This window comes from Sporosarcina sp. P3 (genome assembly GCF_002743415.1).
Classification (GTDB): domain Bacteria; phylum Bacillota; class Bacilli; order Bacillales_A; family Planococcaceae; genus Sporosarcina; species Sporosarcina ureae_A.
Window position 1 is genome coordinate 73,837 of the sequence record NZ_PDZE01000006.1, and the last position, 16,663, is coordinate 90,499.

A 16,663-nucleotide genomic window follows, 5' to 3' on the forward strand; every position below is an offset into this window, starting at 1 on the left:
TAGCACGGGTGCTACAATCAATAACAGTAAAATATTATCACATAGAAAAGAGCAGGTCAAGCATTATTCCTATAATCTTTTAAAAGAAGGAAGTTTCCCTTTTAGTGAGCTGTTCAAAGACCCGCTCGTACCTTCTAAAACGATAGGATATAATGTTCTGCACTGCTAAATATGATGTAATCATAACGAGTGGCAAACTGTCCGGCAAATACGCAATAAAAAATGCACAAAGCGATGCAGACACGATGATGGAGTACAATAAGAAGTTCGAGCGCGTAGTGTATTTCGTCGCCTCTGTCTCTAGCAAAACAGACACCACTTGTCCACCGTCAAGAGGTAGAATCGGTAATAAATTCACACTCAACAAGATCAGTTGAATCTTTACGAACTGCGCATCTCCGGGGAATGTCCAACACATACCTAGTACTAACAAAACAGCTGTCGCGACAGGACCACCGAGCGCCACGATCAGCCGTTGCTGTTTACTTGCCAGTTGCCGATTAACAAATTGCAATTCCCCTCCATACGGTAAAATGGTGCAACTCCTAATTTTCATTCCGACGTGTCGAGCAGCCAAAACGTGTCCTAGTTCATGAAAAAGTAAAGAGAATAAGAGCAACGCGTACAATGACACACCACCGACGATCATGAAAAATAAAAAAATCGGCAACAATACGGGATGAATACGATACTTCATTGCTGACCGTCCGACATATACGTGGCTAACACAGTAGGCTCTAGCGGTATCCCATTGCGTTTCACGCGAATATACACCGCTTCCTCATCCATCATCGCAATCTCATCCCCATGCTTTACAGCTGTGTACGGCAGCGTCGAGAACGAGCCTACGAATCCATACGTTACTTCATCACCATTATCGTATTGAACGGTCACTGTTTTTCCTGACTGTCTGGTATAGCCTGTAAAGACGACTAGTCCGCTTCCTTGTGAAGTGATCGACATCGGTTGAGTATACGAAATAATAGCTCCGTCTTGATAGGGCTGGAACGATTCGTACGTCTCAAACGGATTAAACACGGGATCCCCAGACACCGTGATGACTTCATCTTCTGCCATCCAGGAAGACACCCACTTCTTCATCACCACAAAATCCTTTCCAGTCGTTACATATTGCGTAATGGGTATATTGACTAACTGGCGTTCTTCCAGTTTTGATAAGCCTACAACAGACACCATCAGCACAATAGCGATGATCCATTTCGTTTTCCACTTCATCACGTCCCCTCCCTTACCTGCAGTGTATGAAAAGAAGGAGAATTAAATGACGAATGAAAAAGCTCAGCACCATAAAAGGTACTGAGCTTTGAGATTGTATTATTTGCTGAACATATTCTTGATCTTGCCGAAGAATCCTGCTTTGCTTTTCTCCATCGTCATCAATGGCACAGACTCACCTAAGATTCGTCGTGCAATATTACGATACCCAATTGCAGCAGGGTTTGCCGGGTCCATCACGACAGGTTCGCCTTTATTTGAAGCAGATATAACATTTTGATCATCCATTACGATACCCAATAAATCAATCGATAAATGCGTCGTAATTTCATTGACATCTAACGTTTCACCGCTCTCCATCATACCGCTTCTAATACGGTTGATGATCAATTTCGGTGGCTCCAGTCCTTCTTCCGCTTCAAGCAGTCCAATAATACGGTCTGCGTCACGCACAGCAGAAATTTCTGGAGTCGTCACGACAATCGCACGGTCCGCACCAGAAATCGCATTTTTAAATCCTTGCTCAATGCCTGCTGGGCAGTCAATCAAGACATAATCATAATCTTGTTTTAATTCTAACACGAGTTTCTTCATCTGTTCCGGATTCACAGCACTCTTATCAGTCGTCTGAGCTGCTGGTAGTAAGAACAATCGATCCTCGAAACGTTTATCTTTCACAAGGGCCTGATGAACTTTACAACGTTCTTCCACAACATCGACCAAATCATAAATGATTCGGTTTTCTAAGCCTAGAATTACGTCCAAGTTACGCAGACCGATATCTGTATCCACTAAACACACTTTTTTCCCTTGTAACGCAAGAGCGGTACCAAGATTGGCTGACGTTGTGGTTTTTCCAACGCCACCTTTACCAGAAGTAATGACAATTGCTTCTCCCAAATTATATACCTCCCTTAAATGTAGCAAGGTCCGGACGTAAATATCGGAGCTCCTGAAGACGGTCTATCGCAATCTGCCCATTCTTTTGAAGATACGCACATTCCATTTCAGGTTGCTCAGAAAGAACCGTCAATTCGTCGGTCATGATCTCGATCTTATCCGCAATTTTCAGATGCGTCGCTTCCAACCAAGATGCAGCAATGACTGCATCTTTATTGCCTTGTGCTCCCGCATGTGCAATGCCTTTGACACGGCCCAGTACATAAATACTGCCGCCTGCAATGACTTGTGCACTCTGATTCACATCACCGATAATGACCAAATCGCCATCAGCCTTTACGACCTGACCCGATCGAACGATTCCTATATAGGTTTCGGACTGCTTCTCGATCAACTTTCTCTCACACTCTTTTAACGAAACGACGTCACTATGTACCTTCGAAACTCGCAAATGAGGGGAAGTATGAATGACCGATTGAATCTTGTTCATGTCTTTCTCGTCACAATAACGATGCCCTAGATGCAACTGTACTTCAGACACACCTTCTAGTACGCTGCTCTGCACTTTTTCTTTCAACTCACTTAGCAATTCAGTAAATGCGCAATGGTCATCTAATCGTAATACTAAGCCGTCTTTTGTTCCTTTTATCGTTATCAACTGTGATTTCGTCACCTACATCACCTCACAATACTTAAAAGCCTGCTTGTTTTTGTAAAAATCTTTTCTCTGTAATCTGTTTGAACATATAGCCGAACATCACGATAAATAATGAATTCGCGATCATTGTCGGAATGAGTCGACTTGTGAAGAATTCGCCGAAATCAATAGACGTTAACGCAATCACACTAGCAAAAAAGTACGACAACAATTCCAGTAACACAATCATTACTACTGATAATACCATAACCGTCACGGTATGACGCTCAATTTGTCGAATTACTAACGCCGCAACGTAACAAATCAGCGGATACATGAATGTGTATAATCCAATAATATCAATATGATACATATCATACAACAGTCCGAGGACAAATCCGTAAATAATCGCTCGCTTGCTATTGTAATACGTCGCAATGAAAATTAAATAGACCATTAGAAACCTAGGTACCGTGATGTATAACTCGTTGTTTATTTCAATAGGTGAAAATAGACTGAAAATAGGTTCCAAGAAAAATAACAGGACAGCAAGTAAAGGAATGATGAATCGGATCATGACTCATCGTCCCCTTTTGCATGTGCGGAGTTGCCTCCGTCGGTCCCATCAACCACTGTCATGGTTCGCTTCGCAATCATCACGTGATCTAGTTGTGAGAAAGTAGCTGCTGGTTTTATATACGCTAGCTTTGTCAGACCATAGTCATCTGTAGAGACTTCGGTTACTTCCCCTATTAAAATACCTTTCGGGAAAATGCCTCCGAGTCCTGAAGATATCACTTGCATCCCTTTTTTTACATTGAAGCTAGAATCTAAACGCTTCATGATCAGCTGTCTAGAAGTCCGGTCGTACCCTTCGATCAAACCGAACATTTCTTGTTCACCAACGACCATTGCCGCCACACGGAAATCGCTATTTTCCGTCGAAATTAATTCGACTGTGGATGTGAATGGAGTCGACAAAATGACTTTCCCAATCAAACCTTGTGCCGTCATGACCGCCATATTGGCGTCCACTCCAGCTGTTGTTCCTTTGTCAATGATGATTTTCTCTTCCCATTGATCGGGATTACGTGAAATGACTGTAGACTGAATTGGCTCAAATGTACGCAGATTCTCTTGTTTATCAATGATTTCCCGCAGTTTTACATTATCCGCCTTGACATCTACTAACTCCGCTTGCATAGCGGCATACGTTTCCAGACGCTCTTTTAATCGTTTGTTTTCTTCGTATGTATTAAGCATCGTATCAATATTTTCAATAAGTCCCGTTACAAAGTGGGCTGGTTTCGTCACAAGCGATTGCCCAAAACCTACGACATCCTTCACTGCTTGTTCCGGAACATTTGCATGATTTCGGTCACGAAGTGAAAATGCAATTAATGCCACAAGGACGATTACTCCTACTAATAAAATGATTAATCGTTTATTGGAAAAAAAACGCGGCATTGCCTACATCTCCTCCAATTAATATTATGATTGAATTTTCTTAATGAGTTCTAAATTATCCAACGCCTTACCCGTTCCAATCACGACACAATCAAGCGTATTTTCCGCTACAAAGGCAGGCATTTTTGTTTCTTCAGAAATGGCTTTATCGAGGTTACGAAGCAATGAACCGCCGCCCGTTAAGACAATTCCACGCTCCATGACGTCTGATGCCAATTCAGGTGGTGTCTGCTCAAGCGTCTTTCTCATACCTTCAATAATTAAATCCATCGGTTCTTTCAACGCTTTCGTAATTTCCTGCGAATTAATTTCCATCGTTTTCGGCAGACCCGTCAATAAATCACGACCGTGGATATCCATCTTTTCTGTCTGATCCAAATCAAACGCCGAACCAATTTGCATCTTGATGTTTTCGGCCGTACGTTCACCGATCATCAATTTATATTCTTTACGGATATACGTTATGATAGCCGTATCCATGGAATCTCCACCTACACGGATCGATGTGCTCGTTACAATACCACCTAAAGAAATGATGGCCACTTCCGTCGTACCTCCACCTATATCGACGACCATACTGCCGGTTGGTTCCCATACTGGTAAATCTGCACCGATCGCAGCCGCAAACGGTTCTTCAATCGTATATGCTTCCTTCGCACCCGCTTGACGTGCAGCATCGATCACTGCGCGTTGTTCAACAGATGTAATACCATAGGGCACACAGACCATGACCGTCGGCTTTGTCCATGAAGTTCCTGCTGATTTTAGCGCTTCTTTTAAATAATGACGAATCATAGCAGTTGTTGTTTCAAAATCTGCAATAACTCCTTCTCGCATTGGGCGAATGGCAACAACTGAACTCGGCGTACGTCCGATCATGGCATGCGCTTCACTGCCTACCGCAACGATTTCACCCGTCGTCGTATTTTTCGCTACGACAGAAGGCTCCCTTAGCACAATACCTTTATCCTTAATGAAAACTAGAGTATTGGCTGTCCCCAAGTCAATTCCTACGTTTCTTGATCTGAAACCAAACAAGTCAATTCTCCCTTTCTATCAAACCATCATCGGTATTCTTAAAAGCATACACCACATTATAACGGAAAGGTAACTTAATTTACAGTGTCACCCGGCTAGTTTGCAAAAAACATCGAAAAAGAGACTGATTTCCCAGTCTCTCCACTTTTTCGCGACAAAATTCATGTCTTTATATGTAGCCTTTGTCTTTTAAACTGATGAATTTCTGATCGCCGATGATAATATGATCGAGCACATCCACACCCATGATCTGACCCGCTTCCATCAAGCGCTTTGTTACTTCAATATCTTCTCTTGAAGGCGTCGTGTCACCGCTCGGATGATTATGTGAAATAATCATCGAGGCAGCCGAACGTTTAAACGCTTCACGGAAGTAGGGTGAGAACCCAGCGCCTTGGTATATTGCTATACTAGGTTTCCAAGAACTCCCCTCCAAACCGTACGTACTCCTCTCAGAGTATACGGCTTTCCATTTACTTTAATCTAACATGCCATTATGCAAATCGTGATGGCATGTTACACATAATGCCATCGTTTTTCGTCTATGGGCTATCATTCTTTGCTCCCATTTTTTCTTACCTTGTAAATCTTTCAATTTATGAACGTGATGCATCTCAAGTGGTACACCTGACAAAGCACACCATTCACACTTTTCGGCAAGTAAACGGTCAATCATACTTGTTCGCCCTGAATAAATTAATGTATTCTCAACTGTATCGACGGTTGGTTGTTTTATCTCATCGTTTTTTTCCATTCGTTGCAACGTAAAGTAGGCTGTTTTAAGGCCTTCTTTCGTTTCATATCGAACCCCGAATTCTCCGTTAATGCTGAATTTATTGATCGTCTTACTAACGGTAGACTTGTATTTATTCGCGTACGTTTTAATCATGCTATATTTCATGGTTTGACGGAAAGACTGTAAAACATGTACATTACTCGCCAGGCGGTAGTAATTGTAGTAGCCTTCTATTTCCGCATTGTACGTTCGTAAAATTTCGAGGTCGTCATTGTGCACCAAATACGAGCGATGTATTGGTTTCCAGCCATTATTTGGTCCTATTTTTAACGCATTCAACTGTACTAACTTTTGGATATATTTTTCGTGTGGAACGAAAAGCTTTGTTTGATAGTTAAATTTTCGTTTTTTTGTTCCATTTGGCATTTTCATTCGATGCCAATCTCTAGCGACACGAATATCATAACCAAGAAAGCGGGCATTGTTCTTACTATGGGTAATCAAAGTTTTCTCTGCACTCAGTTCTAGTTTTAGTTGTTCTTGTAGGAACTGCGTTAAATCTTGTTTGACATGTTCAGCTTCCTTTTTACTACCAATGACACCGAGTAAAAAATCATCCGCATAACGAACGTATTTCAAGCGGCGATAATTTGGATCAAAGAGGTCTTTACTGTCATGACTTTGCAGTTCTTTGTAAAGGGCTTTTACCCCCTTCAACCGCTCCTTCTTTTCCTCTTCAGCTAAAGTTGGCCAATCACGTTTATTTTTTTCTTTGCGATTGTTAATCTTGGAAGCAAGGTTATGATAGGAAGAATTGTGAATTCTTTTGTCACCTTTGTTATAGCGTGCAATATATTGCCCCACATAATCATCGAGTTCATTCAAATAAATATTCGATAAAAGCGGGCTGATAATTCCACCCTGTGGTGCACCGCTATAGGTTTTATGAAATACCCAATCTTCTACATATCCTGCGCGCAAAAATTTCCAGATTAAATTGATGAGCTTCTCATCGTGAATTCTTTTTCGCAAAATGCCAACTAAAACATGGTGGTCGATATTATTAAAGAATCCTTTAATGTCACCCTCAATAAACCATCTAGTTCCCGTAAAAGTATTACGGATTTCTTTTAATGCGGTATGACAGCTACGATTTGGTCTAAATCCATGAGAGTGAGCAGAGAACGATGGTTCAAAGATGCTTTCAAGCAGTCGGCGAACAACTTCTTGTACTAATTTATCCTCAAAGGTAGGAATGCCTAACGGTCTTGTTTTCCCATCCTTTTTAGGGATATATACCCTTCGTGCTGGATTAGGTTGATACGTTTGATTTTGTAGTTTTTCAATGAGCTTTTCAATACGTTTCATACTCATACCATCAATTGTATCTTCATTGACTCCTTTGGTGTTGCTGCCCTTATTCCCATACAGTTTTGCATATGCTTCTAAATAGAATTCTTTGTTGTACAAGTTGCGATACAGTCGCTCAAATACATAATTTCCGACTTTTGCTTTGGCAGTTAGACGATTTAATACTACTGTTGGAATTCTCATAGAGCCTCCGCTCCTTCCCAATTTGGTATTAACGTTATAAACTGCTCCCCTTCGCCACGTACTAGGCTTTCCCTAGCTCAGACTACTACGGGAGCTCCGTTACCTTATCAGATATTCAGCATCAAATATGCATAGCCTTTTAGGCGTTCTGACTTAGGTAATCCCCATTTAGATTTATAGAAATATCGCATGTATGATATCGGATGTGACGTTCGCTCGTTACTTTTATACGAAAGTTGGGTGAAATGGTATCAAATCATCATTCTCGAAGTTTTTAAGAATGAGGCACATTTCATATAGCGTATATCATTACCTCCCGCTAAAGGTCCCCGTAGTCCCCCTTGAGCTATCATTCAGGCAGTTTAGCTTTCATCCTTGTTCATACGTTTCATCTCGCCATTCAGTCGTGCTTTGGTAATTAAGCAACTTATGGCTTTTCCAACATGCTACACTCCCTGTCCGGTTTCCCTTTCAGATAAGTTGACTAATGATAAGGGTAAAACATTATGATATTCCCTTACTGCTGTGCGAAAGCAGACTTTCTATAGACCCTTATGGGCGCACCACTTCGCGTGGATGTACTATGGAAGAATTCAAACTACCAATGAAAATCGTCTGCTTATGTAGCACTTCATTTTTGACATTTAAAAATAACACAACAAAATGTTCTTGGTTCAACGACGACATATCCGTCATCAAATAATTCGCGGCATCTTCAGGTGAACGGATCTTATAGCGTTCATGCGGCGCCGCCCGATACAATCGCTTGCCAAGTTCTGCTGCAGCTAGTAACTGCACCGCCTTCGCTTCACCAATCCCTTTAATCTTCGTCATTTCATCCACCGTCAGCTCTTTCAAATCTTGCAGACGGTCAATTGTTGACAACACCCGGTTGGCGAGCACGAGAACGGACTCTGAGCGCGAGCCTGTGCGCAGTAGGATCGCCATCAACTCCTGATTCGATAAACTGCTCGCCCCTTCCCGTATTAAACGCTCACGGGGTCTGTCCGCGATATGCACATCGCGGATCATCATTTGTGGTGCCCTATCAAAAGGCATTACGCGCCACCGCCTTCTAAAATCAACAAACCCTCTTGACGCATACGGTTGACCAGATCACTGATCGGCAACCCTACGATATTTTGGTAATCGCCCACCATATTTTCTACGAACAGCATCCCTTGCGTTTGGATGCCGTACGCACCTGCTTTGTCTGAAGCATCACCAGATTTCACATAAGCGTAAACAAGCTCTTCATCCAGATTCCTAAACTTCACTTGAGACAAACCAGCAAACTGAATCGTCTTCCCATTCGCAAGGATCGTCACACCTGTAATCACTTCATGCAACTCTCCAGATAACTCCATTAAGAAATCAATAGCTTGCGCGTCATTTGCCGGCTTTGGGAATACTCTGCCGTTTTTCACCACAATCGTATCCGCCGCAATAATGATTTCTTCTTCTGATTCAACTACCGCAAGCGCCTTTCGCTCCGACAAACGAACCGCATACTCATATGGCTCTTCTGGCGTGAACGGGACATCCTCATCTACATCACTCGGTCTCACCGTGAAATCAATTCCTGCAAGCTGTAGTAATTCTTTACGTCTCGGCGAAGAAGATGCGAGAACGATTGGTTTTAGACTAATAAATTTCATTGGAACAACCCCCTTTTTCCTAGTGTACGCTATTCTGCACGATTTGAAAAAAGGGCAAAATTCAATTCTTCCCCGTATATGGGATCAAAATTGAATTTTGAAGCATGGGTCCTGGTTCGAATAGTGTGCTAGCAGATGCAGTCTCGCGACAGAGGAATCCTTCGTAAACGCTGTGATAGCGGTCACTTTCTTCTCAAAGTCTCCACCTTTTTTCGCATCTTCGCCATCCTTAGACAATTCAATTTTCGATAAATCCTCTGCGAGTAGCGCTTTTCTCACTTCACCAGCATCTGCTGACTTGCAAGTGCCTGGTGCAACGGTGATTCTCTTCTTAAACGCGTCTTCACCTTCCTTTAAAATGACATCGCTCTCTTTCAGCCATACTGCTCCCCAAACGTAAAACTGACCACCTGCTGGCACGACAGCCGTACTCGCGAGACTCGGATTCTCCGCTACGAAATCCGTTGCGGCCTCTTGACTAGAAAATACGCCATGCTGCTTGACGAACATCGTATCTCCGCCTTCAGCCGCCCCTTCCTTGTCCTCTGTTTTCGGCCCAGTCGTCGCCACCGTTTCACTTGCCTTATCCTCTTTCCCTCCCGTAGTCGATATCGTTAGCCCGATCACTAGCACCGCGACCAAGCCGATCGCCACTCCTTGTACTAACGCCCGAATCACAATGTTCTTTGAATACGTCCTGCGGAAATTCATTCCATCACTCCAGTAGTTTTCTTCCACCTTACCAAAACGAACGCAAAAAAAGACGAGACTGTTGTCGTCTCGTCCATAAACATTTACCGATTTAGTTCAACAAACCTGTGTACCAACTGACAAGCTGCGCGCCATAAAAATAGGCAATGAGTGCAGCAGCCGCAATCGAGGGACCAAATGGCACAGGCGTCTTTCGTCCTTGCTTCGTCTTTTTCAAGAAAATCAGTCCGACAATCGCGCCAATCAATGATGCGAGAAACAGCGTCACTAACGTCTGCATCGTCCCGAGCACTAAGCCAATCACGAAAAACAATTTAATATCGCCACCACCCATACCGCCATTTGACACAATCGCAATCAACAGCAACAAGCCGAACCCAATCGCTGCTCCAAGCAAACTATCCCACCAAGGCGTCAGTGGACTAACGAAGCGCAGAATGAAAATCGCAATACCAAACGGTAATAAAATTTTATTCGGGATCAACATATATTTCAGGTCGGATACCGTTAACATAACGAGCATTGAAATAAATAGTAGCGCCACAACGAGCTCCCACTGAAAACCAAAGTATAAGTATGCACAAACGAACAACACACCCGTGATCAGTTCCATCGTGGGATAGAGCGCACTAATCTTTTCATTACAGCCTCTGCACTTGCCGCGCAAGAATACGTAAGAGAAGACCGGCACTAGGTCAATCGCAGTCAAGTTCCGATCACACGTCGTACAGTGCGAAGGAGGCGACACGATCGACTCCTTCAGCGGCACACGTATGCCGACGACATTAAAAAACGAGCCAAACGTGATACCGTAGAGGAAGAAAAACACACTATAGAGCCATTCCATGAACTACCTCCTCACTCCGCTTTCTCGGTACCTGTCATTTTATTGATTGTTGTCGGATCAAATTTCAATGCAGGTGGCGGCGCATCCACTTTCGGCGCCTCATTTTGTAAATTGACGAGATCAGGACGGAAATACGCATGAAACGAAATGACGACTTTCATTTCCCCTACGTCGGATTCTTCTTCCGTTTTCTCGGCAGTTGCTTCAAATTGAATCGTCTCTACATTCATAATCCGAATCATTTCTTCAATTTCATAGATGAACGTATCCACTTGTTTGTACGTATCCGCAGCGAGCGTCACTTCCATCAACACCGTTTCAAGGTTTTGTACATTTTCAGGCAACCGTTCGATATCAAATACTTCTTTTGAAAAAGTAATTCCTTCTATTCTACTATTGGATTTCACTTCTGCCTTCTCTAGACGAATGAGCAATGCGTCTTCTAGCGGAATAACCGGCACGACCTTTTGAAGTGGCGCAGACGTTACGGTTTCATTTGGATCTTTATTAGCCAATTGCTTTTGCATCGCATATAACACATCGCGTTCTGAAGCCAACTGTGCAACTGCCTGGTCCTTGCTGTCTTTCGCCGGCAAGTAGACGTTCGACGCGGTGTAATAGACAAGCGCAACAAGGAAAATCGAAGCCAATACGACCAAACCGATCTCCATCTGACGTTTAGATAGATACTTATTCAACCGGATCGCCCCCTTCCGTGTCAGCATCTACAGGCGGCTGTTCTTCAGCAGGAAATGATTCTTCTTGCGGTTCTTCAATCGCATCAGAATCCACCTCTGCATCCTCACCCGGTAACGCGCGATCGTCCACAAATTGAATGAAGTATGTAGCGAAATATCTAGGCAAAATATTCTCACGTTCTTCAACATCCAGTTTTTCCGTCTCAATTCCTTCAAACGTTGCATCTATAATTAACGATGATGCTTTCATTCGAGTTAAATAAAGGGCAGGTTCCATTAGATCATCAAACTGTACTTTCAACGTCACTTCGTTAGGCGCAGTGAACGTTAGCTCTTGGAAAAAACCACGATCAGGCAACGCTCTCGAAAGATCTTCTATAAGAGGATGTGTTTTATACTGGTACGCTTTCAGGAAATCCACTGTGGCGGCTAATTGTTCTTTTTCCTGACCGAAAGCCGACAGCCGCAACTGAGACGTTATGCTTTCTTGTTGTTTCTGTATTTCATATGTAGACTGTTGTAATCTTTGTGCTTCTTCGTCATTTTTCGCAGCCATCATAAAAAGAACCACCCAACTAATGAGGGCGACCAACAGAATGGCAATGGCGATCCATAAAAAAGTAGCTCGTTCCTTGATCTTCTCCGGGAGTAGGTTTATATCAACCAACATACGCGTCCTACACCTCTTCCTTCAGCGCAAGGCCTATCACTCGATGAAAATCGGCAGTAATCGCGGTTCCATCTACACAACTAATCGGCTCTTTCACCAAGGGAAGCGCTTCAATCGCTAAACGCTCTCGAACCATCTCCAACAACTGTTTTTGCTGTGTATAGATACCATTCCACACTAAGTGGGTTATAGTCGAATCGTTTTCCGCCAAATTAAATCTATAGAAGTTTGCTAGTTTCTCGAGTTCCATGACAATCGTAAGTGGTTCGACCCGTTGTTCTAGCTCTTCACCTGTAGACATGCTAAGCGGCACTTCAAGTTCCATCGAGCGTATGAATAAAGGATAATGAGAATAGAAAATGGACACAGTCAAACTACGGCCATGTAAATCAGCAAGAAGTATATGTTCTGACCCCTCAAATTGGTGCACATGATGGGCTAGACGATAGAGAGAAAGCGGTGCAATATCCGCCACAACCGGCTCCAACTTTACTGACTTCAGCACGTCCTCATAGGTCTGCATAATACTTTCTTTCGACGCAATCAAGATTGCTTCATTCTGTGCGTTATTGGCGGTATATGGAACGACATCAAAAACCGGATCATCAAACGGCAAATAAATCGTCGAGCCGATTTCGATAAAGAAATGGCTTTTCAGTTCTTCATCCTCCACTGTGTCTGGATAGGCAACTCGGCGGATGATGACATATGTATCGGGCGCTAAAAACGCCACGTCACGCTTCGCAAGATTCCAGTTTTTCACAGCTTCCGTCAAGACATTCCGCAGCATGTCCTCTTCGGCTATTCGGCCTTCTTGGATGACATGTTCCGGTAGTAACATCTCTTTCGCCGTGTCTAGTACGATTGGGTCCAAGGACTTTATTCGTACGTACCGAATCGCATCATCATCCAAAGTTAACGAATAGACACGCTTTTTACGGCTGAATGTTGGTATAGAAAGTTTGGAAAGCGGGCGTTTTAAATTGGATAAAGTAGACATGAACGAACTCCTTCCAGACGAGAAAACTCAAGGTGTTTGGTGATTTTTTCCTAGTGAACTAGTTATGGTAAGTATAGCAAATGTGGTGTGGGAAGGGAAGATTGATTAGGAAAGCTGACGAAATATTGGGGTTGAACTTAATCAGATGATATCTCGAGTAAACCACCACATGCTTTGATTCCTACTTTTGTGGATTTATCGCTATTCTTGATTATTTCGACAGTTGCTTTACGAATTTCTATTTCTTTCTTACTAATGATCACTCTCCCATAAATCCAAAGCGGTCTAGCTTTGGTAATTCAAAAAGTGTCATTGATAGGCTTTTATCTACTAGATAACAGCAACAAGTTACAATGAATGAATTAATTAAAGAGGCGGCGAAACCTTTTGTTTAAGAAATATTCAATGAAGTATAGGTCTACGTATTAATTAATGAAATAGAGTTTTTATTGCTTTGATATAAGAGTTTTCTAAAAATATCATAGATTGAAGGAATAGCCTTTAGTAAGAAAACTTCCGAGAATACCGCCATTTCTAGAAATTTAACTCGTGGAAGACTTCATGTATTAAAGTGTTGTATCTTTATAGAGAAAGTCCTTATAAGCTATAATTAGTTAATAATACAATTCAAGATTCCTAGTTTCGAAAAACTCTACAGAGATATTCTCTGTAGAGTTTTCTTGTAGATTCAGTAAACTAATTAATAAAAAGATAATTATCTTGTTATTGTAACTGTACTAGTATTTCCTTTAACCCCCGCATCAGTAATGTTTTTTGAAGTTGAGCCTGCAAATGCTACTGTTACACCCTTTGTTGTTGCAGAGCCAGTTAGAGTATTTGATCCGCCATCTACTTTTGTAACTGTTGCTGTTGTAAGGCCACCGACCTCATTTAAAAATCCTTCTTCTGTTAATTTCGATAGCTCAACTGTTTTTTCACCGTTTTCCGCAAAGTACATCTGTGCAGCAGATAACACATTCTGTCCATCAGCTTTCAAAGCATTAACTTTCGAATTCGTAATAATATTCCCAATAGCCGGCACCGCAATCGCTGCAATAATTCCCAAAATAACAATAACCGCTAGTAACTCGACAAGCGTCAAACCTTTTTGATTTAATTTCTTCTGCATAAACTTTTTCATATAATTTCCTCCTCTTGTTTTTTCTTACTCTATGAATATAGTATATCAGAGGTATTAGGAAAATAACACTAGTTTTAGTGAAATAAATTAAAATTATACATAACATTTGTTATTTCTGTTACAAACTATCTATCTGCTCAAACATACTAAACATCGGCAACATGATAGCCAAAACTATAGTCCCGACTATCGCTGCTAAGAAAACTATCATCATAGGCTCTATTAAAGCTTTTAAGCGGTCTGTTGCCGCTTCTACTTCTTTCTCATAAAAATCCGCAACTTTCGCTAACATAGAGTCTAAAGAACCAGTCTCTTCTCCAATTGCGATCATATGAGGTATTAGCGGAGGAAATGCCCAGTGGTTTAACATAGGTTCTGTAAGTGATCCGCCGCGTTCCATGGATACTCTAGACTCACCAATTACTTTTGAAATGACTTCATTCCCCACGACTCTTTCTGTCATTGTCAATGCTTGTAAAATTGGTACAGAGCTAGAGAACATAGAACTTAATGTACGTGTCATCATCGCAAGTGAAGACTTTTGGGCAATGCTACCGAATATAGGTAATCTCAACAAAATAGTATCAAGAATATATTTCCCTTTTGGATTATTACGGATTAATACATAACCTACGATAATCATTGAAACAATAAGAATAACTAAGTACCAATAGTTTTCAATCCAATCACTAGCCGCCATTACGGCACGCGTTAGCCAAGGCAATTGTCCGCCAATACTATCGAACATATCGACAAACATCGGTACGACAAACCATAAAAGGAAAATGACTACTGCGATAGCTATTATCCCTACAACAACTGGATATGCCATAGCAGATGTAACTTTCTGTCTCGTACGATACGCTTTCTCGAAATGCTCAGCTAGTTGTTCTAGTGATTCATCCACTGTTCCTGATACTTCACCTGCCGCGACCATATTCAAAATCAACGGCTCAAAAACCTTAGGATGTTTCCCAAAAGCTATCGACAGCGGTGTCCCCGTACGTAAATCCTCCTGAATCGAAATTAGGATCTTTCGAAATGAAGCTTGTTCTACTTGTGCAGATAAAATCCTCACCGCATCCACAATCGTAACCCCTGCTTGAAGAAGTGTAGAAAACTGCCGCAAGAACATAATCAATTGATCTCGCTTAACTGGACTACCAATCGTAATATCTTTCGTCAACACGGTTTCTTTTTGTTCAACCAGACTGACCACGCGAATACCTTGGTCCTTTAACTTAATAGCTGCATCGCGTTTATTTGTAGCCGTTACCGTACCTCGACGAATCGCTTTCGCATCTCGCCCTTCATATGTAAAACGAGCCACGATCAATCATCCCCTTGCAGGAACGGCAATGCGGCTTCATACGAAATCACTCTCTGTTCCATCAACGTCTTAACGGAGTGATCCATCATATGCATCCCAAGTGCTCGGCTCGTTTGAATGACGTTCGGAATCTGGTGAATTTTTTCGGACCGTATCAAGTTCGACACGGCTGGATTATTAATCATAATCTCCGTCGCTGCACGTCTCCCCTGTTTATCCATCGTTTGGAATAAGCGTTGCGAAACGACTGCCTTCAACACACCTGCCAACTGCACGCGGATTTGTGCCTGTTGACCATGCGGAAATACGTCTATGATTCTATCAATCGTCGAAGCCGCACTCCATGTATGTAAAGTGGCAAGGACTAAATGACCGGTTTCTGCAGCAGTAATCGCCGTAGAAATCGTTTCCAAGTCCCGCATCTCCCCTACGAGAATGACGTCGGGATCTTGACGCAAAGCCGCACGTAATCCGTCTGCGAATGACAGTGTATCAAAGCCGACTTCCCGCTGATCGATAATAGATGAACCGTGATTATGCATATACTCAATCGGATCTTCCAAGGTGATAATATGTTTCCGCATCGTCTCATTCATATAACGGATCATGGCCGCAAGTGTCGTCGATTTACCAGAACCCGTGGGCCCGGTTACCAAGATCAACCCTTGTGCAGTATCCGATAAACTTTTTAACGTTGCGGGCATATTCAAATCATCAATCGTCGGAATTTTCGTCGGAATTGTACGGAATGCCAATGAAATCGCACCACGTTGTTGGAATGCATTGACACGGAACCGAGAAACGCCAGCAATTTCATACGAGTAGTCAATCTGTCCTACTTCTTTAAATGTAGGAATCATCTTTTCTGGAATCGTTTGATACGCTATTTCCTTTGTATCCTCTTCAGTCAGAACGGTTTCGCCAAAACGTTTTAAGTCACCATGTACACGGAAGATTGGAGGCACGCCAACAGTCAAGTGGATGTCAGATGCCTGGACAGTAAAAGCTTCAGTAAGTAATTGATCAATTCTTTCGTTCAC

The 16,663-nt window shown here is 42.3% G+C and carries 18 protein-coding genes, 2 pseudogenes and 1 other annotated feature (1 of these 21 cut by a window edge); all 20 genes and pseudogenes read right to left on the reverse strand.

Going from position 1 to position 16,663, the window contains the following annotated elements; genetic code table 11:
• Positions 1 to 9: a sequence feature (ribosomal protein L21 leader region), on the reverse strand (it extends 65 nt beyond the left edge of the window).
• Positions 10 to 79: 70 nt separating this feature from the next.
• Positions 80 to 697, reverse strand: coding sequence for a site-2 protease family protein (locus CSV61_RS09265; protein WP_099638987.1), 618 nt, complete (start codon positions 695 to 697; stop codon positions 80 to 82).
• A complete protein-coding gene (locus CSV61_RS09270) occupies positions 694 to 1,236 on the reverse strand; it encodes a peptidoglycan DD-metalloendopeptidase family protein (RefSeq protein WP_083031834.1) in 543 nt (180 codons plus the stop codon). Before CSV61_RS09270 ends, CSV61_RS09265 begins: the two co-directional genes overlap by 4 nt.
• Before the next feature lie 99 nt (positions 1,237 to 1,335).
• Positions 1,336 to 2,136 (reverse strand): septum site-determining protein MinD, encoded by an 801-nt coding sequence (gene minD, locus CSV61_RS09275; protein ID WP_083031836.1) that lies wholly within the window; start codon positions 2,134 to 2,136, stop codon positions 1,336 to 1,338.
• 1 nt (position 2,137) lies between these two features.
• Positions 2,138 to 2,809 (reverse strand): septum site-determining protein MinC, encoded by a 672-nt coding sequence (gene minC / locus CSV61_RS09280; protein ID WP_083031839.1) that lies wholly within the window; start codon positions 2,807 to 2,809, stop codon positions 2,138 to 2,140.
• A 19-nt stretch (positions 2,810 to 2,828) separates the two neighbouring features.
• Complete coding sequence (gene mreD / locus CSV61_RS09285; RefSeq protein ID WP_099638988.1) at positions 2,829 to 3,350, reverse strand: rod shape-determining protein MreD; 522 nt, start codon at positions 3,348 to 3,350, stop codon at positions 2,829 to 2,831.
• The gene (gene mreC / locus CSV61_RS09290) at positions 3,347 to 4,240 is read right to left on the reverse strand and encodes a rod shape-determining protein MreC (RefSeq protein WP_083031855.1); all 894 of its coding nucleotides are present in this window, start codon (positions 4,238 to 4,240) and stop codon (positions 3,347 to 3,349) included. Before mreC ends, mreD begins: the two co-directional genes overlap by 4 nt.
• Before the next feature lie 24 nt (positions 4,241 to 4,264).
• Positions 4,265 to 5,278, reverse strand: coding sequence for a rod shape-determining protein (locus CSV61_RS09295; RefSeq protein ID WP_083031858.1), 1,014 nt, complete (start codon positions 5,276 to 5,278; stop codon positions 4,265 to 4,267).
• 169 nt (positions 5,279 to 5,447) lie between these two features.
• Positions 5,448 to 5,651, reverse strand: a pseudogene (locus CSV61_RS09300) (JAB domain-containing protein); the annotation flags it as partial.
• Between the two features lie 105 nt (positions 5,652 to 5,756).
• Entirely contained in the window at positions 5,757 to 7,568 is a 1,812-nt protein-coding gene (locus CSV61_RS09305; protein ID WP_099638989.1) for a reverse transcriptase domain-containing protein, read from the reverse strand.
• A gap of 558 nt (positions 7,569 to 8,126) precedes the next feature.
• Positions 8,127 to 8,627: pseudogene (radC, locus tag CSV61_RS09310) on the reverse strand (RadC family protein); the annotation flags it as partial.
• On the reverse strand, positions 8,627 to 9,226 hold the full coding sequence (locus CSV61_RS09315) for a Maf family protein (RefSeq protein ID WP_099638990.1): 600 nt from the start codon (positions 9,224 to 9,226) through the stop codon (positions 8,627 to 8,629). The pseudogene radC and the gene CSV61_RS09315, both read right to left, overlap by 1 nt.
• An 84-nt stretch (positions 9,227 to 9,310) precedes the next feature.
• A complete protein-coding gene (locus CSV61_RS09320; RefSeq protein ID WP_099638991.1) occupies positions 9,311 to 9,937 on the reverse strand; it encodes a hypothetical protein in 627 nt (208 codons plus the stop codon).
• A gap of 91 nt (positions 9,938 to 10,028) precedes the next feature.
• Positions 10,029 to 10,784 (reverse strand): prepilin peptidase, encoded by a 756-nt coding sequence (locus tag CSV61_RS09325; RefSeq protein WP_099638992.1) that lies wholly within the window; start codon positions 10,782 to 10,784, stop codon positions 10,029 to 10,031.
• A gap of 11 nt (positions 10,785 to 10,795) precedes the next feature.
• Positions 10,796 to 11,482, reverse strand: a complete 687-nt coding sequence (locus CSV61_RS09330) for a pilus assembly protein PilO (RefSeq protein ID WP_099638993.1) — start codon at positions 11,480 to 11,482, stop codon at positions 10,796 to 10,798.
• Complete coding sequence (locus CSV61_RS09335; RefSeq protein WP_099638994.1) at positions 11,475 to 12,152, reverse strand: PilN domain-containing protein; 678 nt, start codon at positions 12,150 to 12,152, stop codon at positions 11,475 to 11,477. Before CSV61_RS09335 ends, CSV61_RS09330 begins: the two co-directional genes overlap by 8 nt.
• Positions 12,153 to 12,159: 7 nt before the next feature.
• Positions 12,160 to 13,152, reverse strand: a complete 993-nt coding sequence (gene pilM / locus CSV61_RS09340) for a type IV pilus biogenesis protein PilM (RefSeq protein WP_099638995.1) — start codon at positions 13,150 to 13,152, stop codon at positions 12,160 to 12,162.
• 137 nt (positions 13,153 to 13,289) lie between these two features.
• The gene (locus tag CSV61_RS17195) at positions 13,290 to 13,415 is read right to left on the reverse strand and encodes a hypothetical protein (RefSeq protein ID WP_255408179.1); all 126 of its coding nucleotides are present in this window, start codon (positions 13,413 to 13,415) and stop codon (positions 13,290 to 13,292) included.
• Between the two features lie 452 nt (positions 13,416 to 13,867).
• Entirely contained in the window at positions 13,868 to 14,293 is a 426-nt protein-coding gene (locus tag CSV61_RS09345) for a type II secretion system protein (RefSeq protein ID WP_199173609.1), read from the reverse strand.
• Positions 14,294 to 14,411: 118 nt separating this feature from the next.
• Positions 14,412 to 15,623, reverse strand: coding sequence for a type II secretion system F family protein (locus CSV61_RS09350; protein WP_099638996.1), 1,212 nt, complete (start codon positions 15,621 to 15,623; stop codon positions 14,412 to 14,414).
• A 2-nt stretch (positions 15,624 to 15,625) separates the two neighbouring features.
• Positions 15,626 to 16,663, reverse strand: a complete 1,038-nt coding sequence (locus tag CSV61_RS09355; protein ID WP_099638997.1) for a type IV pilus twitching motility protein PilT — start codon at positions 16,661 to 16,663, stop codon at positions 15,626 to 15,628.